Below are 22,601 nucleotides of genomic sequence, written 5' to 3' on the forward strand. Positions count from 1 at the left end.
CTTCGAGGCCCCTTCTACAGCTTCAGGAGGTTGGCGTCGTCGACCGAGGCCGACCGGCGGGCACGGAAGATGGCCATGATGATCGCGAGACCGACCACGACCTCGGCGGCGGCGACCACCATGACGAACAGGGCGATCACCTGCCCGTCGAGGGAGCCGTTCATCCGCGCGAAGGTCACGAACATCAGGTTCGTCGCGTTGAGCATGAGCTCGACGCCCATGAAGACGACGATGGCGTTGCGCCGCATGAGGACGGTGGCCCCACCGATCGCGAACAGGATCGTCGCGAGGTAGATGTAGTTGACGAGGTTCACCGCTGCGAGCCCTCCTCGATCTCGTGCTCGATGTCCTTCTCGGACTCGACGTGGCGGACGGGGGTGACGATCTGCTCACGGGCGGTCAGCACGCGGGAGACGGACAGGTCGCTCGGGGTGCCGTCGGGCAGCAGGGCCGGGGTGTCGACCGCGTTGCTGCGGGCGTAGACACCGGGGGCCGGCAGGCCGGCGACGTTGCGGTTGTCACGGATGCGCCGCTCGGACCACAGCCGCTGGCTCGGCTTGGCACCGATGCGCTCGCGGTGGGCCAGCACCATCGCGCCGAGCGCGGCGGTGATGAGCAGGGCCGAGGTGATCTCGAAGGTCCAGACGTACTTGCCGAAGATGAGCTCGGCGACGCCGGTGACGTTGCCCGGGTTGTCGTTGACCCCGGACAGCCCCTTCATCGGGCCGAACTGCACGCGCCCGACCGCGGAGAAGACCAGCGCACCGAGGCCGAGGGCGAGGACGAGCGAGGCCCACTTCTGGCCCTTGAGCGTCTCGACCAGGGAGTCGGAGGAGTCGACACCGACGAGCATGAGGACGAACAGGAACAGCATCATGACCGCGCCGGTGTAGACGAAGATCTGGATGATGCCCAGGAAGTCCGCCTCCTGCGCGATGTAGAAGATGCCGAGGTTGATCATGACCAGGGCCATGCCGAGCGCGGCGTGGACGGCCTTCTTGGCGAAGATGAGCCCGAGGGCCCCCATCACGGAGAGGGGTCCGAGGACCCAGAAGAGCACCTGCTCACCCGTGCCGGTCATCGGCGCACCGCCTCTCCGCTGCTGTCGCGGGTGGCCTGGCCGGTCACCACGGTGTCGACACCCTCGACCGGGTCGCCGGTGGCGGCGAGCCCGTCCTGGGGCGCGGCGTCGTGCTCCTTCACCCATGCCTCCTGCTCAGGGGTCGCCCGGGCGACCTTGCCCTGGTAGTAGTCGCGCTCCTCGAGGCCGTCGACCATCGGGTGCGGCGCGGGCAGCATCCCCTCGGACAACGGTCCGAGCAGCTGCTCCTTGGTGAAGATGAGGTCGCCGCGGTTGTTGTCGGCGAGCTCGTAGAAGTTGGTCATGGTCAGGGCGCGCGTCGGGCAGGCCTCGATGCACAGGCCGCAGAAGATGCAGCGCAGGTAGTTGATCTGGTAGACGCGGCCGTAGCGCTCGCCGGGCGAGAAGCGACCGGCGCCACCCTCGCTGTCGTCGTTCGCCGCACCCTCGACGAGGATCGCGTCGGCCGGGCACGCCCAGGCGCACAGCTCGCAGCCGACGCACTTCTCCAGCCCGTCGGGGTGCCGGTTGAGCTGGTGGCGACCGTGGTACCGGGGCTGCGTCGGACGCTTCTCCTCGGGGTACTCCTCGGTCTCCAGCTTGCGGAACATGGTCGCGAACGTGACGCCGAACCCGCCGACGGGGGCGAAGAGGTCGGCGAAGAACCCGGTCTTCTTGTCGTCGGCCGGGCGGTCAGCAGCTCTGTCAGCAGGTCGGTCAGCCACGAGCGGCCTCCTTGTCGGTTGCGTCCGTGCGGTCGCTGATGGCCATGGTCGGCTCCTTGAGGCGCTGTCCGGGCAGGGGCGGCACGGGGTACCCACCCGCGAACGGGTCGATCTCCTCCGGGGCCGGCGCGGAGCGGGCAGCGTCCTTCTCGATCTTCTTGTTGTCCCAGACCCACACCGCGAGCAGCGCGCCCAGGGAGACGATGACGACGAAGACGATGCTGAACACCGGGAACTGCCGGTTGCCCAGGGTCAGGGCCGCGTCACCGAAGTAGCCGAGCTGGCTGCCGCGGATGAAGGCCACGACGACGACCCAGGCGAGGGTGACCGGGATGAGGAACTTCCAGCCGAACCGCATGAACTGGTCGTAGCGGACACGGGGCAGCGAGCCGCGCAGCCACACGAAGAAGAACATGAACAGCCAGAGCTTGATGACGAACCAGAGCAGGCCCCACCAGCCCTCGTTGAACATGCCGTCGTTGATCGCGGCGATGCCGGGAGGTGCCTGCCAGCCGCCGAGGAACATCGTCGTGGCCAGGGCGGCGACGGTGAACATGTTGACGTACTCACCGAGGAAGAACATGGCGAACTTCAGCGAGGAGTACTCGGTGTGGAAGCCACCGGTGAGCTCGCCCTCGCCCTCGGCGAGGTCGAAGGGCAGTCGGTTGGTCTCGCCGACCATGGTGATGACGTAGACGAAGAAGCTGAAGAACGCCGGGATGATGTACCAGAGGTCCTTCTGGGCCGCCACGATCTGCGAGGTCGACATCGAGCCGGAGTAGAGGAACACGGCGACGAGCGACAGGCCCATGGCGATCTCGTAGGAGATGACCTGGGCGGTGGAGCGCAGGCCACCGAGCAGCGGGTAGGTCGAGCCCGACGACCAGCCGGCCAACACGATGCCGTAGACACCCACGCCGGCGACCGCGAGCACGAGGAGCACGGCGACGGGGATGTCGGTGAGCTGCAACGGCGTCTGGTGGCCGAACATCGACACGGTCGGACCCAGCGGGATGATCGCGAACGAGACGAACGCCATGGCGCCGGCGATGACCGGGGCGAGGGCGAAGACGATCTTGTCGGCGTTCTTCGGCGTCAGGTCCTCCTTGAGGGCCAGCTTGACGCCGTCGGCCAGGGTCTGGAGCAGACCGAACGGACCGGTGCGGTTCGGACCGGGGCGCTGCTGCATGCGGCCGATGACACGCCGCTCGAACCAGATGACGATGAGGGTGTTGACGAGCAGGAAGACGAAGACGAGCAGCGCCTTGACCAGGTGCAGCCACCACGGGGTGTCGCTGAAGTCGAGGCTGGGGTTGTCGGCGAACGGTGCCGAGGCCAGCCCGGCCGGGAGGTGCGGCAGGGCGGTGACTGCCTGCGCGGCATACGTCACGGTGCTCACGGGGTGACCTTCCTGTCCACGGCGCTCTCGGCCTTCGTCAGCGACACGAGGGCTCCCGCGTCGGCGCCCAGCGTGGCACGGACCCGGCTGCCCTCGGAGTTGGTGGGCAGCCACACGACGTGGTCGACCATGCCTGCGACGACCTCGACCGGCGCGGTGACGGCTCCGCGGCCGGCGGCCACACGGACGCTGTCGCCGTCGACGAGACCGAAGGCCTCGGCGGTGGCGGCGGACACGCGGGCCCGGGTGGCGTGCGCGGTGCCGGCGAGGAACGGCTCGCCGTCCTGGAGCGACCCGCGGTCCAGCAGGTGGTGCCAGGTCGCGAGGACGGCCTGGCCGTCACCGGCGCTGGGCACCTCGCCCACGGACACGGACGGGGCTGCGGGACGCTGCCCCTCCCACGGCCCGAGGGCGCTCATGTCGGCACGGACCTCGGTGAGCGTGCGTGCTCCGAGGAAGGAGCCCAGCTCACCGGCCAGCATGTCCAGCACGCGGTAGTCGGAGTTGTACGCGGTGTCGATCGCCGTGGCGAAGGGCCGGGTGCGGCCCTCCCAGTCGACGAACGTGCCGCCCTTCTCCGCGTGGGCGGCGACAGGGAACACCACGTCGGCGACCTCGGTCACCGAGGACGGACGCACCTCGAGCGAGACGACGAACGTCTTGGCGAGGGCCTCCTCGGCGCGCGGGTCGGCCAGGTCGGCGGCGTCGACGCCTCCGACGACGAGGGCGTTGACCTCGCCGGTGGTCGCCGCGGCGATGATTCCGGCGGTGTCACGCCCGGGCGTGTCGGGCAGGCCGACAACGTCCCAGGCCTCGGCGACCTGCTGGCGGGCTGCGGGGTCGGCGACGGGGCGGCCACCGGGGAGCAGGGTCGGCAGCGCACCGGCCTCGAGCGCACCGCGCTCACCGGCACGGCGGGGCACCCAGGCGAGGCGCGCGTTGACCGACGAGGTCAGGGCTGCGGCGGCGGACAGCGCGCCGGGCACGGTGGCCAGTCGCTCGCCGACGAGCACGACGGTGCCGGGCTCCTGCAGGGCCTGCGCCGCCTTCGCGGCAGCACCGTCCCCGGTGACGCCGTCACCGAGCGCACGGAGCACCTCGGCCTCGGTACCGGGCGCGGCCGGGATGAGCGTGCCGCCGAGCTTCTCGAGGCCGCGCGTCGCGAACGGGGCGACGGCATACACGGCTGTCTTGTTCTTGCGGTGCGCCTTGCGCAGCCGCAGGAAGACGATCGGGCTCTCCTCCTCCGGCTCGAAGCCGACGAGGACGACCGTCTTCGCGGTCTCGAGCTCGGCGTAGGTCACGGCCGAGCCACCGGGGCCGGTCGCGACGACGGTGGAGGCGAGGAAGTCCGCCTCCTCCTGCGAGTGCGGGCGGGCGCGGAAGTCGATGTCGTTGGTGTCGACGACCGTGCGGGCGAACTTCGAGTAGGCGTAGGCGTCCTCGGCGGACACGCGGCCACCGACGAGCACCCCGACACCCTTGGCGGCACGCAGACCCCTGGCCGCGACCTCGAGGGCTTCGGGCCAGGACGCGACCTGGAGCTCGCCGTCCTCGTCACGGACCATCGGGAACTGGAAGCGGTCACCGGTGGTCGCGTACTGGAAGGCCCAGCGGCCCTTGTCGCAGTTCCACTCCTCGTTGACGGCCGGGTCGTTGATCGCCATGCGGCGCAGCACGACACCACGACGGTGGTCGGTGCGGATGGAGCAGCCCGAGGCGCAGTGCTCGCAGACGCTGCTCGTCGACATGAGGTCGAACGGACGGCTGCGGAAGCGGTAGGCCGCGCCGGTCAGCGCGCCGACCGGGCAGATCTGGACCGTGTTGCCGGAGAAGTAGGACTCGAACGGCTGCTGCTCGTAGATGCCGACCTGCTGGAGGGCACCGCGCTCGACCAGGGCGATGAACGGGTCACCGGCGATCTGGTCGGAGAAGCGGGTGCAGCGTGCGCACAGGACGCAGCGCTCTCGGTCGAGCAGGACCTGGCTGGAGATGTTGATGGGCTTGGGGTAGGTGCGCTTGACGTCCTCGAAGCGGGACACCGCGCGACCGTTGCTCATCGCCTGGTTCTGGAGGGGGCACTCGCCACCCTTGTCGCAGACCGGGCAGTCCAGCGGGTGGTTGATGAGCAGCAGCTCCATGACGCCCTGCTGCGCCTTGTCGGCGACGGCGGAGGTCTGCTGCGTCTTGACCTCCATGCCGGGCGACACGGTGATCGTGCAGGAGGCCTGCGGCTTGGGCATGGCGCGCATACTGCCGTCGGGGCCGGGCGTCGCGACGTCGACGAGGCACTGGCGGCAGGCGCCGACCGGCTCGAGCAGCGGGTGGTCGCAGAACCGCGGGATCTGGACGCCGATCTCCTCGGCGGCGCGGATCACCAGGGTGTTCTTGGGGACCGACACCTCCACGCCGTCGATGGTGAGCGTGACCTGCTCGACGGACGGGGGCGGCGTGGCATCGCCGCCCTTGCTGACGGCGTTGCCGCCGGCGCTGGGACTGGTCTGGACCGTCATGCGGTGGCCTTCTCCTTCGCGAACAGCGACGACTCCCTCGGATCGAAGGGGCAGCCACCGTTGGTGAGGTGGGCGAGGTACTCCTCGCGGAAGTACTGGATGCTGCTGGTGATCGGCGACGTCGCACCGTCACCCAGCGCGCAGAAGCTGCGGCCGAGGATGTTGTCACAGATGTCGAGCAGCTTGTCGAGGTCCTCCTCGGACCCCTCACCGTGCTCGAGGCGCCCGAGGATCTGCTTGAGCCACCAGGTGCCCTCACGGCACGGGGTGCACTTGCCGCAGGACTCGTGCTTGTAGAAGTCGGTCCAGCGGTCGACGGCGCGCACCACGCAGGTGGTGTCGTCGAAGATCTGCAGGGCGCGGGTGCCGAGCATCGACCCCGCGGCCGCCACCGACTCGAAGTCGAGCGGGGTGTCGAGGTGCTCGTCGGTGAACAGCGGGGTGGACGAGCCACCGGGCGTCCAGAACTTCAGCTTGTGGTTGGGGTCGCGCATGCCGCCGGCCATGTCGAGCAGCTCGCGCAGCGTGATGCCGAGCGGGGCCTCGTACTGGCCGGGACGCTTGACGTGGCCCGACAGGCTGAAGATGCCGAATCCCTGGGACTTGGCGGTGCCCATGTCGGAGAACCAGTCGGCGCCGTGGAGCAGGATCGGCGGGACCGAGGCGATCGACTCGACGTTGTTGACGACGGTCGGGCGCGCGTAGAGACCGGCGACGGCCGGGAACGGCGGCTTGAGGCGCGGCTGGCCGCGACGGCCCTCGAGGCTGTCGAGCAGCGCGGTCTCCTCGCCACAGATGTACGCACCGGCGCCGGCGTGCACGGTGATGTCGAGGTCGAACCCCGAGCCGTGGATGTTCTTGCCGAGGTGGCCCGCGGCATACGCCTCCTCCACCGCGCGCAGCAGGCGGCGGTAGACGTGCACGACCTCGCCGCGCAGGTAGATGAAGGCGTGGTTGCAGCCGATGGCGTAGGAGGTGATGACGCAGCCCTCGATGAGGAACTGCGGCGCAGCCATCATCAGCGGGATGTCCTTGCAGGTGCCCGGCTCGGACTCGTCGGCGTTGACGACGAGGTAGCGGGGGCCGCCGTCCGGCGGGGGCAGGAAGCCCCACTTCATGCCGGTCGGGAAGCCTGCGCCGCCACGACCGCGCAGGCCGGAGTCCTTGGTCATCTGCACGAGGTCGGCAGGGGCCATCGACAGCGCCTTCTTCAGCGCCTGGTAGCCCTCGTTCTTCTCGTACGTCTCCAGGGTCCAGGACTGGGGGTCGTCCCAGAACTTGGTGAGGATCGGGGTGAGCGTGGTGGCCACGGCTGTCACTTCCCCTCGGCGGGCTTGGAGCCCGCCTGCTCGTCGGCGTCGTTGGAGGGCGTGTCGGTGGAGGAGCTGCGTCCCGGGGCCAGACCCGCGGTGCCGGCGTCGCCGTCGGCCTTCGCGGCGTGCTTGCCGTTGGGGGCGGTCCAGTTGCGGTCCTTGGCGAGCTCGAGGCCGCGCAGCGAGGACGGGCCGGCGCCGACGCCCTCGTCGGCGAGGCCGTCGTGGAAGCCGGCGAGGACGCGGGAGACCTGCTTGAAGCTGCAGACCTTGGCGGCGCCCCGGGTCGGGGCGACGTCCTTGCCCGCGCGCAGGTCGTCGACGAGCTGCTTGGTCGAGTCGGGCGTCTGGTTGTCGAAGAACTCCCAGTTGGCCATGACCACGGGGGCGTAGTCGCAGGCCGCGTTGCACTCGACGCGCTCGAGGGTGATCTTGCCGTCGGCGGTGGTCTCGTCGTGGCCGATGCCGAGGTGCTCGGAGACCTCGTCCCAGATCTGGTCGCCGCCCATGATCGCGCAGAGCGTGTTGGTGCAGACCCCGACGGTGAACTCACCGTTGGGGTGGCGCTTGTACTGCGTGTAGAAGGTCGCGACGCCCGACACCTCGGCGGTGGTCAGGTCCAGGACCTCCGCGCAGAAGTCGATGCCACGACCGGTGACGTAGCCGTCGACGCTCTGCACGAGGTGCAGCAGCGGCAACAGCGCCGAACGCTTCTGCGGGTAGCGCGCGACGACCTGCTCGGCGTCGTCGTGCAGCTGGGCCAGCACGTCGTCGGCGTAGGGCTCCTTGGACTCGGCCGCCACCGTGAGGTGGCCGGCCGCCGTCTGCAGTCCGTAGTGCTCCATCAGCGGTCCACGCCTCCCATGACGGGGTCGATCGAGGCGACGGCGACGATGACGTCGGCGATCTGGCTGCCTTCGCACATCGCGGCCGTGGCCTGCAGGTTGTTGAAGGACGGGTCCCGGAAGTGCGCGCGGTAGGGGCGCGTGCCTCCGTCGGACACCGTGTGGCAGCCGAGCTCGCCCTTCGGGCTCTCCACGGCGGCATACGCCTGGCCGGGCGGGACCCGGAAGCCCTCGGTGACCAGCTTGAAGTGGTGGATCAGGGACTCCATCGAGGTGCCCATGATCTCGCGGATGTGGTCGAGGCTGTTGCCCATGCCGTCGCCGCCGATGGCCAGCTGGGCCGGCCAGGCGATCTTCTTGTCGGCGACCATGACGGGGCCGGGGTTCGACTGGAGGCGGTCGATGGCCTGCTCGACGATCTTCAGCGACTCGTACATCTCGTCGATGCGGATCCGCAGGCGGGCGTAGGCGTCGGCCTCGGTGCGGGTGATGACCTCGAAGTCGTAGGTCTCGTAGCCGCAGTAGGGGTCGAGCTTGCGCAGGTCGTGCGGCAGGCCGGTCGAGCGGAGCACCGGGCCGGTGATGCCCAGGGCCATGCAGCCCGACAGGTCGAGGTAGCCGACGTCGACGGTGCGTCCCTTGAGGATGGGGTTCTCGTTGAGCAGCAGCTCGAGCTCGCCGAGGCCCTTGCGCATCTGCGGGATCATGTCCCGCACCTTGTCGATGGCGCCCGGGGGCAGGTCCTGGGCCACGCCGCCGGGGCGGATGTAGGCGTTGTTCATGCGCAGGCCGGTGACCATCTCGAAGATGGCCAGGATGCGCTCGCGCTCACGGAAGCCGACGGTCATCACCGTGCTGGCTCCCATCTCCATGCCACCGGTCGCCAGGGCGACGAGGTGGGAGGTGATGCGGTTGAGCTCCATCATCAGCACGCGGATGACGTTGGCCCGCTCGGGGATCTGGTCGGTGATGCCGAGCAGCTTCTCGACCGAGAGGCAGAAGGCGGCCTCGTTGAAGAACGGCGTGAGGTAGTCCATGCGGGTGCAGAACGTCACGCCCTGGGTCCAGGTGCGGAACTCCATGTTCTTCTCGATGCCGGTGTGCAGGTAGCCGATGCCCGCACGGGTCTCGGTCACCGTCTCGCCGTCGAGCTCGAGGATCAGGCGGAGCACGCCGTGGGTCGACGGGTGCTGCGGACCCATGTTGACGACGATGCGCTCCTCGTGGAGGGCAGCGGCCTCGTCGACGAGCTGGTCCCAGTCACCGCCGGTGGCGTTGAAGATGTGCGCGCCCTCTGCCGCGGCGGCGTCCGCCCCGGAGGTCGCGTAGATGTCGGTGGTTTCGGTGCTCATCAGTTGTAAGACCTCCGCTGGTCCGGCGGCGGGACCGTGGCCCCCTTGTACTCGACGGGGATGCCGCCGAGGGGGTAGTCCTTGCGCTGGGGGTGACCCGGCCAGTCGTCGGGCATGAGGATCCGGGTGAGGGCCGGGTGGCCGTCGAACTGGATCCCGAACATGTCCCACGTCTCGCGCTCGTGCCAGTCGTTCGCCGGGTAGATCTCGACGATCGACGGGATGTGCGGGTCGGCGTCGGGTGCGGTCACCTCGACGCGCATCCGGCGGCCGCCGTGGGTGATCGACAGGAAGTGGTAGACCGCGTGGAGCTCGCGGCCCTCCTCCTGCGGGTAGTGCACACCGGAGACACCGGTGCAGATCTCGAAGCGCAGCCCGGCGTCGTCGCGCAGCGCGCGGGCGACCGCCCGCAGGTGCTCGCGGCGCACGAACAACGTCAGCTCGCCGCGGTCGACGACGACGCGCTCGATGGCCTCGGACCAGGACGCCGACCCACCGACGAGGGTCTTCTCGAGGCGGTCCGCCACCTCGTCGAAGTAGCTGCCGTAGGGCTTGACCGCAGCCGCGGGGAACAAGATCGGGCTGACCATGCCGCCGTACCCGGTCGTGTCCCCGGTGTCCGCGGCGCCGAACATGCCGCGCCGCTCGCCCACCTGGACGGGGTCGGGGGTCGTGCCGGGCGCTGCGGGGAGGCGCTCCCCGGTCTCGCGGTCGACGACCGCACCGGGCTCGGCACCGACGGTCGCGCCGGCCACCACCGCGGCGGGCTGGTCGGGACCGTTGCCCTTCTCGGCGGCGGCGTCAGCGGCCTTGTTGCCGAGGACGTCGCTGTTGGCGGTCGCCTGGGTCGGGTCCTTCTCGTCGCTCACGCGACACCTCCGTGCGCCCCGTGGTCGTGGCTGTGCGTGTGGCTGTGACCGGCGCCGGCCAGCGGCAGGCTCGTCCCGGCACCCTGCGCGAGCAGGCCGGTCATCTGGTGCGTCGGGGTCGCCGAGAGCGCAGCGGCCTCGGCCGCGCGGGCCGCGGCGACGCGGTTGACGCCGAGCTTGCTGTTCTGGATCTGCTCGTGGAGCGTGAGGATCGCGTTGAGCAGCATCTCGGGGCGGGGCGGACAGCCCGGTAGATAGACGTCGACCGGGATGATGTGGTCGACCCCCTGGACGATGGCGTAGTTGTTGAACATGCCGCCGGAGCTGGCGCAGACACCCATCGAGATGACCCACTTGGGCTCGGGCATCTGGTCGTAGACCTGGCGCACGACGGGGGCCATCTTCTGGCTCACCCGCCCGGCCACGATCATCAGGTCGGCCTGGCGCGGCGTGGCGGAGAACCGCTCCATGCCGAAGCGGGCGATGTCGTAGTCGGGCGTGCCGACGGCCATCATCTCGATGGCGCAGCAGGCCAGGCCGAACGTCGCGGGCCAGACCGAGCTCTTGCGCATGTAGCCGGCGACCTGCTCGACCGTGGTCAGCAGGAAGCCTGCGGGCAGCTTCTCTTCGATTCCCATTGCTAGTCCTTGATCCTCGTCAGTCCCACTCGAGGCCGCCGCGGCGCCACACGTATGCGTAGGCCACGAAGACGGTCAGGATGAACAGCACCATCTCGACGAGTGCGAAGAGACCGAGCTGGTTGAAGGCGACGGCGAACGGGTAGAGGAACACCGATTCGATGTCGAAGATGATGAAGAGCATCGCGGTCAGGTAGTACTTGATCGGCACGCGACCACCGCCGGCAGCCTGCGGCGTGGGCTCGATCCCGCACTCGTACGCGTCGAGCTTGGCCCGGTTGTAGCGCTTGGGCCCCGCGATGGAGGCGGCGAAGACCGAGAAGACGGCGAAGCCGCCACCGATCGCCAGCAGGAAAAGCAGGGGGACGTAGGGGTTGCTCATCGCCGTGCCACTCCCCTTCCGAAGTCATCGTTGAAGTCGTCTGCGACGCCGTGGTGGGCATCTGCGCGGGATGTGCAGCCGGGCCGCGACGCGCGCGCCCCAATCCTAGGGGTGGCCTCCGAGATTGCACGACGGGTCATGCGTCGGGCGCCATCTTCGACATCGCGGTGATGAGGCGGTCGCTCGCGTCGCCCCCGCGCGGCTCGGCCAGGTTGGCCATCACCTTGAGCAGGAACTTCATGAGCGTCGTCCGCGGCAGGCCGTACTTCGTGGCCAGTCGCATGATCTCGGGGTTCCCGATCATCTTCGCGAAGTAGCGGCCGAGCGTGTAGTAGCCACCCAGCGAGTCGGCCATGACCCCGGGGTAGGACTGCAGGACGCGCTCGCGCTGGGCGTCGTCGCTGCGGGCGAACGCCTGGGCGATCACCTCGGCGGCGAGGCGCCCCGACTCCATGGCGTAGGCGATGCCCTCACCGTTGAACGGGTTGACCATGCCACCGGCGTCGCCGACGAGCAGGAGGCCGTTGTCGTAGTGCGGCTGGCGGTTGAAGCCCATCGGCAGCGCGGCGCCGCGGATCGGGCCGACCATGGTCTCGTCGGAGTAGGTCCACTCGTCCGGCATGGTGGCGACCCAGCGCCGCATGACGTCCTTGTAGTCGGTCTTGCCGAAGGCGCTGGAGGTGTTGAGGATGCCGAGGCCGACGTTGGAGGTGCCATCGCCGACACCGAAGATCCAGCCGTAGCCGGGCAGCAGCACCTTCTTGCCGTTGGCGTCGGTGGACCACAGCTCCAGCCAGGACTCGAGGTAGTCGTCGTCGTGGCGCGGGCTCGTGTAGTAGGTGCGGACCGCGACACCCATCGGGCGGTCCTCACGCTTCTCGCGACCCATCGCCAGCGAGAGCCGGGAGGAGTTGCCGTCGGCGGCGACGACGAGGGGTGCGGTGTAGCGCAGCTCCGGCCCGGCTGCGCGACCCTTCTCGTCGGTGGCCTTGGCGGTCACGCCGACGATCGAGCCCTTGGAGTCCAGGATCGGGCCGGTGACGTTGGTGCCCTCACGCAGGCGCGCGCCGTGCTTGACGGCGTGCTTGGCGAGGATGTCGTCGAAGTCCTGGCGCGTACGGACCAAGCCGTAGGGCGGGAAGCTCGCGAGGTCCGGCCACGGGAGGGACAGGCGCATGCCGCCGCCGATGATCCGCAGGCCGTGGTTCTTGATCCAGCCGTCCTCCTCGGGCGTGGGGATGCCGAGGGTGATGAGCTCCTTGACCGCACGGGGCGTCAGGCCGTCGCCGCAGACCTTCTCGCGGGGGAAGCTCGTCTTCTCCAGGAGGAGGACGTCCAGCCCCGCCATGGCGAGGTATGCCGCGGTGGCCGAGCCCGCAGGACCCGCACCGACGACGATGACGTCGGCGGTCTCGGTGGCCGCGCCGATCGATGAAGAGCCCGAGCTGTCTCCGGCGACCTCGCTGATGGTGTGTGTCACGCCTGCCTCACCCGCTTGTGAACGACTTCACGAACTTCACTGCGGAGTCTATTCCCGCTGTCTGCAGCACTCCTAGTAAGGCAGCCCTAACCGACCGACTCACCGCTGCGAGGTCACGCGGGCTTCACCGCTCGGTGCCTGCCCTCGCGTTCAGCCCGCGCTCCGGTCCTCGCTCGTTCCGGCCACGCAGAGCGTGGGACCCAGCTGCGGGCCTCACGCGGGCTTCACCGCTCGGTGCAGCGCGACGATGCCGCCCGTCAGGTTCCGCCACCCCACCTGCGACCAGCCGGCCGCGGAGATCGTCGTGGCCAGCTCGCGCTGGCCGGGCCAGGCCTGAATCGACTCGGCGAGGTAGACGTAGGACTCGGGGTTGCTGCTCACCTTGCGCGCCACCGGCGGCAGCGAGCGCATGAGGTACTCGGTGTAGACCTTGCGGAAGGCCTTGTTGACCGGCTGGCTGAACTCGCAGACGACCAACCGCCCTCCCGGCTTCACCACGCGCAGGAACTCGCCGAGCGCGGCATCGACCGAGGCGACGTTGCGCAGCCCGAACGACATGGTCACCGCGTCGAAGCTGGCGTCCGCGAACGGCAGCCGCATCGCGTCGGCGGCGGTGAACCCCAGGTCGGGGCGCCGCTGGTGACCCACGCGCAGCATCCCGAGCGAGAAGTCGGCCGGCACGACGTTGACCCCGCCGTCGGCGAACGGCTCGCTGCTGGTCCCGGTCCCTGCCGCGATGTCGAGCACCGTCTCCCCGGGCTGGGCCGCGACGGCCCTGAGCACGGCTCGACGCCAGAGGCGGTCCTGCCCCAGGGAGAGCACGTCGTTGGTCAGGTCGTACTTGCCGGCCACGTCGTCGAACATCGCGGCGACATCACGGGGGTCCTTCTCCAGGCTGGCACGCGTCATGACGTCATCCTCCCGCACACCCCGAACGGTCGGCGAGGCGGTCCGGACCTGCGACGAGTCCCTCGCACGGGCGCCATACCGGTCGGTCGTAGGCTTGGCCCCGACATGAGCACCCTGCCCACTCCCGCCGCGGCTGCCCGCCAGGGGACCTCCCTCGTCGCCCGCACCGTGGCGCTCACCGATCCGGGCAGCCTGCTCACGCTGCTGCCCGACCTCGGTGACCCGCGGGCGATCGCGAGCTGGGTCCGCCGTGGCGAGGGCCTCGTCGCGTGGGGTCGCGCACTGGAGTTCACCGCCCACGGCGCGGACCGGTTCGCGCTCGCCGAGCAGTGGTGGCGCGACGTGGTCGGCTCCGCCGTCGTCCGCGACGAGGTGGGCCTGCCCGGCACCGGTCCCGTCACCTTCGGTTCGGTCTCGTATGCCGCCGAGTCGCCTTCCGGCGCGACGCTCGTCGTCCCCGAGGTGGTCGTCGGCGCCAGGGACGGCACCTGGTGGGTCACGACCATCGGGACCAGCGCGGAGCTCCCGGCTCCACTGCTGCCCGAGCAGTCCACGCCGGTCGAGCCCGTCGACGTCGCGTTCGCCGACGGCGCCCTGCCCCCCGCCCAGTGGGCCGGCGCGGTGGAGGAGGCGGTTGCGCGGATCACCGACGGCGACCTCGACAAGGTCGTCCTCGCCCGCGACCTGCACGTGAGCGCCTCGGAGCCGATCGACGCGCGGTGGCTGCTGCGGCGCCTGGCCGAGCGCTACGACACGACCTGGGTGTTCGCCGTCGACGGCCTGGTCGGCGCGACCCCGGAGATGCTCGTGCGCCTGGAGAAGGGGCTCGTCACCTCGCGGGTGCTCGCCGGCACGATCCGGCGCACCGGGGACGACGAGCACGACCTGGCGCTGGCGGGATCGCTGGCCCGGTCGAGCAAGGACCTCGAGGAGCACGAGTACGCCGTGCGCTCCGTGGCCGACGCCCTGCGTCCGCACTGCTCGTCGGTCAACGTGCCCGAGTCACCGTTCGTGCTGCACCTGTCCAACGTCATGCACCTCGCCACCGACGTGGCCGGGGTGCTGGCCGACGGTGCGACCTCGCTCATGCTCGCCGCCTCGCTGCATCCGTCGGCCGCCGTCTGCGGCACCCCTGCCGACGCCGCCCACGCCGTGATCTCCGAGCTGGAGCACATGGACCGCGGCCGGTACGCCGGACCCGTCGGCTGGATGGACTCCTCCGGCGACGGCGAGTGGGGGATCGCGTTGCGCTGCGGGGCGTTCGACGCCGAGGACCCGGCCTCGATGCGGCTGTTCGCCGGCTGCGGCATCGTCGCCGGCTCGGACCCCGACTCCGAGGTCGCCGAGTCCGACGCGAAGCTCGTGCCCATGCGTGACGCCCTCACCGGCGGCTGAACAGCTCTCGGGTCGCCGATCTCCCTGCGCTGATCTCCCTGCCCTGATCTCCCAGCACTGATCTCCCTGCGCCCGATCTCCCTGCGCAGCGACCCGGGACGTGGCACGGTGACGCCATGGCCGACACCGTGACCCCCGTGCCCGACGAGCTGGCACCGCGCCCGGCCGACGTCGTCGTGTTCGACCTGGGCAACGTGCTGATCCGCTGGGACCCGGTGCCAGCCATCGCCGCAGCTGTCGGCCAGGAACGCGCGGCCGCGTTCGTGGCCGACCCGGACTTCGACTTCGCCTCGTGGAACCATGCCAACGACGCCGGCCGGACCCTCGACGAGGCCGAGCACGCAGCCCTGGCCTCCCACCCGCACTACGCCGACGAGGTCCTCGCCTACCGCCCGAACTTCGGCGCCTCCCTCGTCGGGGAGGTCGATGGCACCGTGGACATCCTCCGGGAGCTGCACGACGCCGGCATCACGCTCTTCGCCCTGACGAACTGGTCGGCCGACCTCTTCCCCGTCGCCGTCGACCGGTTCGAGTTCCTCGACCTGTTCGATGACATCATCGTGTCCGGCGAGGAGGGCGTGGCCAAGCCCGATCCGGAGATCTTCGAGGTCCTCGAGGAGCGGGTCCGTCACCGCGCTGGGCTGGACGACTGCATCTTCATCGACGACAGCCCGGCCAACGTGCTCGCCGCCGAGGAGACCGGCATGGACGCCATCCACTTCACCGGTGCCGACCACCTGCGCGAGGACCTCATCGCGCGGGGTATGCCGCTGCGTCACCTGCCCTGATCGCGTCACCTCTAGTCGCGTCACCTCTGATCGCGTCGACTGCCACTCGTCGCAGGGTGGCGTGCTGGTCGCGGTGGCGGGTCCGGTCCAAGGGCACCTCGAGCACCCGCAGGCCGGAGGGGCGCTGGGCAAGGGCGTCGACGAGCTCGGCCCGGGTCGAGATGAGCTGGTGCGCCACGTGGTGCGCGGCGCACAGCGCGCCGACGTCGACGCCGGTCGGGGTGGCGAAGATGCGCTCGAAGTCCGCCTCGCGCTGCGGCTCCCCCGGCTCGAGCAGGGTGAAGATGCCACCACCGTCGTCGTTGGTCACGACGATCGTCAGGTCGGGGCGGTGCTCGAGCGGGCCGACCAGCAGGCCGTTCGCGTCATGCAAGAAGGTGAGGTCACCCATCAGCGCGTAGGTCGGGGCTCCTGCGCCCGACCCCGCGCCCGCGAGCGAGAGGCCGACGGCCGTGGAGACGCAGCCGTCGATGCCGGCCAGGCCACGGCTCGCCACGACGTGCAGCGGCTCGTCCCGCGGCGGGGCCAGGTCGAGGTCGCGGGCCGAGTTCGAGGACCCGACGAACAGGGTTGACCCGGACGGCAGGCTCGCGACCACGGCCTGCGCGACCGCCAGGCCGCTCGGCCACGGAACAGTCGTCCCGGTGGTGTCGGTCGCTGCGAGTGCGTCGGCGATCTGCCGTCCGGCGGTGCGCCACGCGCTCACCCACTCCACCCGCTCCCGGTCGTCGGCACTGGTCGAGCGGTCCGGAGCCGGAGCGTCGAGGACGGAGACCGGGTGCACGGCGGCGATGTCGGGCCGCGAGGCGATCCAGCCGTGGGCCGCCACCGCCTCCACGCGAACCCCCGGACGACGCAGGAGCGCGGCCACGGGGCGTGAGAGCGTGAGCCGCCCGACCGTGATGACCCGATCGGGGGCGTGCTGGTCCAGCCAGGCGGAGTCGGACAGCACGAGGGGTCCGTGCGGCAGGACGTCGGCGCGCGGGTGCGTCCCGAACGGCTCGGCCACCACCGGCCACCCGTGCCGCTGCGCCCAGCCGACCGCCCGGTCGAACTGGTCGGGCTCGGGCAGGTCCCCCACCACGACCACGGTGCGCGCCACGTCCTGCACGCCGGGCCCGCTCGACGAGTCGGCCTCCCGAGTCGCGGTGTCGCGGTCGCTCACCACGTCGTGCACCAGCTGCTCCGCCTCGCGCGCTTGCCCATGCCCGCGTCCCGGCGGGTCTCCATGCGACGTGGTGGATGGGCTGAGCGGCTCCAACCACGGCTCGTCGTCGGTGGGCACGAGGGGTTCGCGCAGCTGGAGGTTGAGGTGGACCGGCCCCGGCTCACCGCCCGCGACGCCCTGACCACCTTCCCCACCATGACCGGCCTGCCCGGCCTGCCCAGCCTGCCCGGCCTGCCCAGCCCATAGACCCTGACCACCCCGGTGGCCCAGGGCATGGCTCACGGCGTCGGCGGCCAGGGCCCGCCAGCGCGAGACCTCACCCAGAACCTCCCGAGGCGCCTCGGCGTCGATCGACCACCGGACGGCGCCCCCGAACATCCCGGGCTGCACGGTCGTCTGGTTCGCCCCCGTACCGCGCAGCTCCACCGGCCGGTCCGCCGAGACGACGATGAGCGGCACCACGCCGTGGTGCGCCTCGAGAACCGCCGGGTGCAGGTTGGCCACGGCCGTGCCCGAGGTGGTGACCACCACGGCAGGCACCCGGGTGAGCTTCGCGAGACCGACGGCCAGGAACCCGGCCGACCGCTCGTCGACACGGACGTGGAGAGTGAGGCGACCTTCGCGCTCGGCTGCCTGGGCTGCATACGCCAAGGGCGCCGACCGCGACCCCGGGCAGAGCACGACGTGGCGCACCCCGGCGCGGACGAGCTCGTCGACGAGCACGGTGGCGAGGGCTGTCGACGGGTTCACGGGTCGGATTGTGCCATCAGGGTGACGGGCCCATCCGGGCGATGCGGTAGTCGCGGACGGCCACCTCCGTCCCGTCACCGGGAGCGCTGAAGAACGCCCCAGCGCTCGTGCGCCAGGCCCGGACCGACCGGTCGTCCGAGGCGTCGACGGCTGCTGCGGTCTCGACGTAGCGCTCCGACCGGTGGGCGGCACCGGCCCGCTCGTCGATGCCGGGGACGTCCTCGAGGTCACGGGACACGGTGACCCAGGAGGCGCGGTCGGGGTTGGCCCTGCCCTCCAGTCGGGGCACCGGGTCCTGCCGGTGCTCCACGGCCAGCACCTGCACCCCCGGCGGGACGGGGACCTTGCCGATCGGTGACCCCATCGCCACCACGTGGGTGACGCGGTGGGCCGACCTGAACTGGGCCGACGACGCCAGGCCGGCAGCCACGATCCCGCCGAGGCTGTGCCCCGAGAGCAGGACCGGCTCGGCAGCGACGTCGCGCGTCCCCCCGGAGGTCGCGGCGGCGCGGGACTGGGCCGCCGCGAGCGCCTGCTCCACCCCGGCCGCGAGCAGCGTGGACTCGGCCGCCATGGAGCGGACGTCGGTCGTGAGGTCGAACGGGTTGCTGCCCGCCCGCGCGTCCCACGACTGCGTGCCGGCGATCTCGACCACCCACGCCGGCCCCTGCTCGCCCCGGACCTCCACCACCCGGACCCGGCCGTCCCTGGGGAGGGCCGTCTGGTCCTGGGCCAGGTCGGCCACCCCGTGCAGGGCAGCCGGCCGGACCGGCACGCCGGGGTCGGCCCCGACGTCCTGCACCGCAGTCACCTGCACCGCGCCCTGCTCGCTGAGCAGCCCCCACAGCGCTGCGGAGTCGGCCAGCACACCCACCGCCGCCTCGTCCGCGTCGACCCCGACGACGCCGCCGCCGTAATTGTGGACGTGGTCGTCGTCAGCCTCACCACCGTCACCCTCACCACCGTCGCCGTCCCTGCCACCCCCGTCCCCCTCGTCACCCTGGTCACCCTCGTCGGCCCTCCCTGGCCCGCTCGGTCCCGTCTGCGACGGGACGACGAACGGGGCCGTGAGCGGGTTGAGGCGCAGGCCCACCACCAGGCCCCCGCTCCCCCCGGCGAGCTCGGCGACCTCGGGCACCTCCCAGACGGCCCGGTCCACCAGCGCCCCCACGTCCACCCCGACCGCGTCGAGGGCGACCACTGCGACGACCAGCGACGGGGCGCCGTGACCGGCCACGGCCATCACGACGTCCTGGGCCAGCGCGGCCGTGCGGACGACCTCCTCCTCGACCGCCCGGTATGCCCAGGCGGCCGACCGCACCGATGTCGCGACGCCGGCCACCGCAGCCGCCTCCAGCGCCAGGGAGCGGGCTGCCCGGACCAGCTCGACCTCGGCCCGCACCGCAGTCACCGGGCTCAGCGGTGACGACGCCGCCACCTCTGCGCTCACGGCCACCAGGCCCGCCACGAGCTCGCCGAGGTCGCGGGCAGCCTGCCCGAGGTGACCTGCAGCCGTGACGAGCTCGTCGATGCCCACGGAGGTGCCACCGACCCCTCCGTGAACCTCGAGGCCCGCGTCGTCGGTCACCGCCCTCCCCCTGCGCCCGACAGCCCGCTGCCCAGCGCCCGCATGGCGTCCCCGGCCCGGTCGAGGGCCAGCGCGTGCGACTCGAGCGCCTCGGCCGCGGCGTCGAGCCCACCCGCAGCTCGCGTCAACCCCGCCACCCGGAGGGTCACCACCTCCCGGAACCTCGTCGCCGACACCGACCGCCAGCGCACGCCCCTGACCGCGGCGACCCGCGCCGTCACGTCACGCACCTGCTCGGCATCCCGCCGCACCTGCCGGGCCACCGCCCGCACGTCCTCGCTGCTCCCCACCATGGCTCCACCGTCGCCCTTGCCGGCGCGGTGCCCCAGCCCTGCCTCCTGGCCTGTGGACACCGCACCCGCACCGGCCCCCCTGTGGACGGTCGAGTCAGCCGCTGGGTCGGGTCAGCCGCGGGTCGGGTCAGCCGCGGGTCGGGTCAGCCGCGCACGCCGGTGAGGGGGTCGCGCTCGGTGACGCAGTACCTCCTGCCGCCGGGGGCGCGCAGCACCGTCCAGCCCTCGTGGACCGACTCCACGCGGGCGCCGAGCGCCTCGTGCTCGCGCGTCGTCGCGGCGCGGTCCGCGCAGGCCAGGTCGACGTGCGCCGTCACCGAGCCACCGTGCCGCTCCGAGGCCACGGTGGCACCCGTATCCCTCGTGCCACCCGCGCCGCCCGCACCGAGGCGCTGGGTCAGCAGGCGCAGCGGCATCCCGTCGGGACGTTTGAGCGGCAGCAGGCCCGAGTCGTCCGGCTCCGGACTCGGCGGCAACCAGCCGGTGAGGCGCATCCAGAAGGCGAGCTCAGCGACATACCTATCGGCGGGGATGTCGAGGCAGACCTGGTCGAGCAGGCTCGACTGCCCCGCCCTCACCTGTCCCTGCCCCGGCTCGGACGGCGCGCTCGGGGTGAGGCAGAAGGTGAACCCGGCCGGCGAGCGGCAGACCACGAGGTCGTCGAGCTCGTCCAGCACCGTCGCGCCGAGGGCGAGCACCTCGTCCCGCGCCTGCGGCAGGGGCGCAGCGACGGCGAGGTCGAGGTGGACCCCGCCCGGTCCGCCCACGCGCTGCACCTTGAGCCACGGATGACCCTCGTCCGGGAGCAGCGTCGCGAACTCGCCCTGCTCACCCCGCCACGCCGACAGCGTCGTCCGGGTCACCTGCCGCCAGAACTCCAGCTCCTCGTCGAACCCGTCCGGAGGCAGGTCGAGGAACGCCCACGCCCACGCGACCTCCACCTCAGCCCTCCCCGTGGAGGCCGGACGGGTCGATGCCGGCGAGCTCGACGAGGAACAGCGCCTGCGCCAGCGCGGTCCGGCGCAGCTCGTCCGGGTGCACGCTCTCGTCCGGGCCATGGATGCGCGACGCCGGCTCCTCGACCCCGAGCAGCATCACCTCTGCCTCGGGGACGATCTGGGCCAGCGCGGTGGCGAGCGGGATCGAGCCACCCTGGCCGGCGGTGACCACCGCGTGCCCGAAGGCGCGCTCCATCGCCCGCTCCATCGCGGCATACGCAGGACCGTCGGTTCGCGCGCGAAAACCCTCACCCAGGGACACCGGCCGGATCTCCACCTCCCCGTATGGCGTGTGGGCCCGCAGGTGGGCCATGAGCAGCTCCTGCGCGGCGCGGGGATCGGTGGCCGCAGGCACCCGCAGGTTGACCACGGCGCGCGCCTCGCCCTGCACCGCGGCCGTGACCTGCGACACGGGTGGGCAGTCGATGGCCAGCACCGTGGCTGCTGGCCTGGCCCACAACCGGTCGGCGATCCCGGCCCCTCCCCGACCACCGGTCAGGGGCGAGACCCCCGGCACGACAGCGGCATCCTGCGCGAACCGCTCCTCGTCGAACTCCGCACCGTCCCAGGTGCCCTCGTGGTCGAGGCCGTCGATCGTCGTCTCCCCGTCGGCGTCCCGCAGCGACGCCAAGGCCATGAGGAGGGCCTGGAGCGCGTCGGGGGCCGCTCCGCCGTACATGCCCGAGTGCGCGGGGTGGGTCATCGTCCGGACCGTCACCAGCACGCTCCCCGTGCCGCGCAACGACGTCGTCAGCGTCGGCGCGCCGAGCTCGACGTTGCCGGTGTCGGCGAGGACGAAGGCGTCGCAGCGCACCAGCTCGGGGCGCTCCCGGGCGAGCGCCTCCATGCCTCCGCTGGACTGCTCCTCGGACCCTTCGCAGACCACGGCGACCTCGACGGGCCACGACCCCAGCACCTGCCGCACGGCGCGCAGGGCGATCAGGGTCGCGACGAGGTTGCCCTTGCAGTCCGCGGATCCCCTGCCGTACCAACGGCCGTCACGCTCGGTCAGCTCCCAGGGCGGCGTCGTCCAGGCGTCGAGGTCACCGACCGGCACCACGTCATGGTGGGAGTAGAGCAGCACGCAGGGCGCCCCGTCAGGACCCGGCGACCGTCCCACCACGGCGAGCGACCCGTCGGGCGCCTCCACCTGCTCGACACCGTCGACCCCCACCTCGGTGAACAGCGAGGCGACCAGCGCGGCCGACGCCGCGCACTCCGACGCCGGCTCGATCGCGGGGTTGGCGACCGACCGCAGCGCGACCAGGCTGGCGAGGTCGTCCCGACCCCGCGGCACACCGGCCTCGACGGCGGCAGCGAGGCGGCCGGCAAGCGTCCCGCTCACGGCGTCCTGCGCGGACTCGCTCACGGGACCAGGTCGTCGAGGTAGAGCGGGAGCATCTCCCACCACGTCGGCCAGTCGTGCATGTACCCCGGACCCCAGTCGTCGACGCGGTTCGGGATCCCCTTGTCCCCCAACACCTTCGCCACCGCCCAGGACTCGCCCACGTCCTCGTAGTCACCACTCCCGGACGCCATCAGGACGAACCGGTGCCGCAGCGTCTCCAGCGCCTCCCCCTCGAGGCCGGGCACGAACTGCAGCGGCGAGGAGTAGTAGAGGTCGTCGGTGTTCGGGCCGCCGATGAACTGCTCGATGGCATAGGTGCCGCTCATGCCGATGGCGGCGCTGAACAGGTGCGGGTAGCGGCAGACCATCGCCACGGCGTTGAACGCCCCGATCGACGCCCCCGCCGTGACGATCGGCTGCGGGCCGTTGCTGTCCGCGTGGATCGCGGGGACGACCTCCTCGGCGACGGCCTGGTGGTAGGCGTTGAACAGCCACATGCGGTACTCCGTGGAGCCCACCTTCTGGGCCATCGCCCGCCCGGCCGCGCTGTCGCACGAGTAGACCTTGATCCGTCCGGCCTCGATCATCGGCGCGAGCCGGTCGACGAGCTGGTTGCGCTCGACCTCCTCGGCATCGCCACCCGCTGTCGGGAAGAGCAGCACGGGCACGCCGTAGTGCCCCCAACGGACGAGGGACAGCTCCTGCCCCATCCGGTCGGACCACCAGCGTTCGGTGACCTTCACGTGTGCCTCCTTCTGCTGGTGCGG

21 protein-coding genes are annotated in these 22,601 nt (G+C 71.4%); 2 read left to right on the forward strand and 19 right to left on the reverse strand.

What is annotated here, in order from left to right:
* Nucleotides 1–14 precede the first annotated feature (14 nt).
* From nuoK to ABD286_RS07385, 13 genes are all read right to left on the reverse strand, one after another.
* Nucleotides 15–314 (reverse strand): NADH-quinone oxidoreductase subunit NuoK, encoded by a 300-nt coding sequence (gene nuoK, locus ABD286_RS07325; RefSeq protein WP_344191688.1) that lies wholly within the window; start codon nucleotides 312–314, stop codon nucleotides 15–17.
* Complete coding sequence (locus ABD286_RS07330; RefSeq protein WP_344191689.1) at nucleotides 311–1,081, reverse strand: NADH-quinone oxidoreductase subunit J; 771 nt, start codon at nucleotides 1,079–1,081, stop codon at nucleotides 311–313. The genes nuoK and ABD286_RS07330 overlap by 4 nt, the downstream gene beginning before the upstream one ends.
* Nucleotides 1,078–1,806, reverse strand: a complete 729-nt coding sequence (gene nuoI, locus ABD286_RS07335) for an NADH-quinone oxidoreductase subunit NuoI (protein WP_344191690.1) — start codon at nucleotides 1,804–1,806, stop codon at nucleotides 1,078–1,080. The genes ABD286_RS07330 and nuoI overlap by 4 nt, the downstream gene beginning before the upstream one ends.
* A complete protein-coding gene (gene nuoH, locus ABD286_RS07340) occupies nucleotides 1,799–3,166 on the reverse strand; it encodes an NADH-quinone oxidoreductase subunit NuoH (RefSeq protein ID WP_344193302.1) in 1,368 nt (455 codons plus the stop codon). Before nuoH ends, nuoI begins: the two co-directional genes overlap by 8 nt.
* Before the next feature lie 35 nt (nucleotides 3,167–3,201).
* On the reverse strand, nucleotides 3,202–5,718 hold the full coding sequence (locus ABD286_RS07345; protein ID WP_344191692.1) for an NADH-quinone oxidoreductase subunit G: 2,517 nt from the start codon (nucleotides 5,716–5,718) through the stop codon (nucleotides 3,202–3,204).
* Nucleotides 5,715–7,028 (reverse strand): NADH-quinone oxidoreductase subunit NuoF, encoded by a 1,314-nt coding sequence (nuoF, locus tag ABD286_RS07350; protein ID WP_056917256.1) that lies wholly within the window; start codon nucleotides 7,026–7,028, stop codon nucleotides 5,715–5,717. Before nuoF ends, ABD286_RS07345 begins: the two co-directional genes overlap by 4 nt.
* Nucleotides 7,029–7,033: 5 nt before the next feature.
* On the reverse strand, nucleotides 7,034–7,876 hold the full coding sequence (gene nuoE / locus ABD286_RS07355) for an NADH-quinone oxidoreductase subunit NuoE (RefSeq protein WP_344191696.1): 843 nt from the start codon (nucleotides 7,874–7,876) through the stop codon (nucleotides 7,034–7,036).
* Nucleotides 7,876–9,228 (reverse strand): NADH-quinone oxidoreductase subunit D, encoded by a 1,353-nt coding sequence (locus ABD286_RS07360; RefSeq protein WP_344191698.1) that lies wholly within the window; start codon nucleotides 9,226–9,228, stop codon nucleotides 7,876–7,878. The genes nuoE and ABD286_RS07360 overlap by 1 nt, the downstream gene beginning before the upstream one ends.
* Nucleotides 9,228–9,986: an NADH-quinone oxidoreductase subunit C gene (locus tag ABD286_RS07365; RefSeq protein ID WP_425565358.1), complete on the reverse strand. Its 759-nt coding sequence runs from the start codon at nucleotides 9,984–9,986 to the stop codon at nucleotides 9,228–9,230. Before ABD286_RS07365 ends, ABD286_RS07360 begins: the two co-directional genes overlap by 1 nt.
* Nucleotides 9,987–10,093: 107 nt before the next feature.
* Entirely contained in the window at nucleotides 10,094–10,735 is a 642-nt protein-coding gene (locus ABD286_RS07370) for a NuoB/complex I 20 kDa subunit family protein (RefSeq protein ID WP_344191702.1), read from the reverse strand.
* A gap of 19 nt (nucleotides 10,736–10,754) precedes the next feature.
* Nucleotides 10,755–11,117, reverse strand: a complete 363-nt coding sequence (locus ABD286_RS07375; protein WP_056915566.1) for an NADH-quinone oxidoreductase subunit A — start codon at nucleotides 11,115–11,117, stop codon at nucleotides 10,755–10,757.
* A gap of 136 nt (nucleotides 11,118–11,253) precedes the next feature.
* Complete coding sequence (locus ABD286_RS07380; protein WP_344191704.1) at nucleotides 11,254–12,597, reverse strand: geranylgeranyl reductase family protein; 1,344 nt, start codon at nucleotides 12,595–12,597, stop codon at nucleotides 11,254–11,256.
* Between the two features lie 213 nt (nucleotides 12,598–12,810).
* Nucleotides 12,811–13,506, reverse strand: coding sequence for a demethylmenaquinone methyltransferase (locus tag ABD286_RS07385; protein WP_344191706.1), 696 nt, complete (start codon nucleotides 13,504–13,506; stop codon nucleotides 12,811–12,813).
* 105 nt (nucleotides 13,507–13,611) lie between these two features.
* Here ABD286_RS07385 and ABD286_RS07390 point away from each other — a divergent pair, with 105 nt between their 5' ends.
* A complete protein-coding gene (locus tag ABD286_RS07390; RefSeq protein ID WP_344191708.1) occupies nucleotides 13,612–14,901 on the forward strand; it encodes an isochorismate synthase in 1,290 nt (429 codons plus the stop codon).
* 116 nt (nucleotides 14,902–15,017) lie between these two features.
* Complete coding sequence (locus ABD286_RS07395) at nucleotides 15,018–15,689, forward strand: HAD family hydrolase (RefSeq protein WP_344191710.1); 672 nt, start codon at nucleotides 15,018–15,020, stop codon at nucleotides 15,687–15,689.
* Here the strand turns inward: ABD286_RS07395 and menD are convergent.
* The 6 genes from menD to ABD286_RS07425 all read right to left on the reverse strand — a co-directional run bounded on the left by menD (nucleotide 15,652) and on the right by ABD286_RS07425 (nucleotide 22,577).
* A complete protein-coding gene (gene menD / locus ABD286_RS07400) occupies nucleotides 15,652–17,607 on the reverse strand; it encodes a 2-succinyl-5-enolpyruvyl-6-hydroxy-3-cyclohexene-1-carboxylate synthase (RefSeq protein ID WP_344191712.1) in 1,956 nt (651 codons plus the stop codon). The two genes, ABD286_RS07395 and menD, sit on opposite strands and share 38 nt — an antisense overlap.
* Nucleotides 17,608–17,623: 16 nt before the next feature.
* On the reverse strand, nucleotides 17,624–19,195 hold the full coding sequence (locus ABD286_RS07405) for an alpha/beta hydrolase family protein (RefSeq protein WP_344191715.1): 1,572 nt from the start codon (nucleotides 19,193–19,195) through the stop codon (nucleotides 17,624–17,626).
* Nucleotides 19,192–19,548 carry a hypothetical protein gene (locus ABD286_RS07410; protein ID WP_344191717.1) on the reverse strand — a complete coding sequence of 119 codons (357 nt, stop codon included), beginning with the start codon at nucleotides 19,546–19,548 and terminating at the stop codon, nucleotides 19,192–19,194. Before ABD286_RS07410 ends, ABD286_RS07405 begins: the two co-directional genes overlap by 4 nt.
* Before the next feature lie 83 nt (nucleotides 19,549–19,631).
* Complete coding sequence (locus ABD286_RS07415) at nucleotides 19,632–20,429, reverse strand: VOC family protein (RefSeq protein WP_344191719.1); 798 nt, start codon at nucleotides 20,427–20,429, stop codon at nucleotides 19,632–19,634.
* A gap of 1 nt (nucleotide 20,430) precedes the next feature.
* On the reverse strand, nucleotides 20,431–21,855 hold the full coding sequence (locus tag ABD286_RS07420; protein WP_344191721.1) for a M20/M25/M40 family metallo-hydrolase: 1,425 nt from the start codon (nucleotides 21,853–21,855) through the stop codon (nucleotides 20,431–20,433).
* On the reverse strand, nucleotides 21,852–22,577 hold the full coding sequence (locus tag ABD286_RS07425) for an esterase family protein (protein ID WP_344191723.1): 726 nt from the start codon (nucleotides 22,575–22,577) through the stop codon (nucleotides 21,852–21,854). The genes ABD286_RS07420 and ABD286_RS07425 overlap by 4 nt, the downstream gene beginning before the upstream one ends.
* Nucleotides 22,578–22,601: the final 24 nt, after the last annotated feature.

The organism is Pedococcus aerophilus (assembly GCF_039532215.1).
GTDB classification, from domain to species: Bacteria; Actinomycetota; Actinomycetes; order Actinomycetales; family Dermatophilaceae; genus Pedococcus; species Pedococcus aerophilus.

Excerpts from the sequence above, each read along its gene's own strand:
- ABD286_RS07395 (WP_344191710.1), top strand. The coding sequence starts at position 15,018 with ATGGCCGACACCGTGACCCCCGTGCCCGACGAGCTGGCACCGCGCCCG.
- nuoE (WP_344191696.1), bottom strand. The coding sequence starts at position 7,876 with ATGGAGCACTACGGACTGCAGACGGCGGCCGGCCACCTCACGGTGGCG.
- ABD286_RS07375 (WP_056915566.1), bottom strand. The coding sequence starts at position 11,117 with ATGAGCAACCCCTACGTCCCCCTGCTTTTCCTGCTGGCGATCGGTGGC.
- ABD286_RS07390 (WP_344191708.1), top strand. The coding sequence starts at position 13,612 with ATGAGCACCCTGCCCACTCCCGCCGCGGCTGCCCGCCAGGGGACCTCC.
- ABD286_RS07330 (WP_344191689.1), bottom strand. The coding sequence starts at position 1,081 with ATGACCGGCACGGGTGAGCAGGTGCTCTTCTGGGTCCTCGGACCCCTC.
- ABD286_RS07345 (WP_344191692.1), bottom strand. The coding sequence starts at position 5,718 with ATGACGGTCCAGACCAGTCCCAGCGCCGGCGGCAACGCCGTCAGCAAG.
- ABD286_RS07385 (WP_344191706.1), bottom strand. The coding sequence starts at position 13,506 with ATGACGCGTGCCAGCCTGGAGAAGGACCCCCGTGATGTCGCCGCGATG.
- ABD286_RS07360 (WP_344191698.1), bottom strand. The coding sequence starts at position 9,228 with ATGAGCACCGAAACCACCGACATCTACGCGACCTCCGGGGCGGACGCC.
- ABD286_RS07370 (WP_344191702.1), bottom strand. The coding sequence starts at position 10,735 with ATGGGAATCGAAGAGAAGCTGCCCGCAGGCTTCCTGCTGACCACGGTC.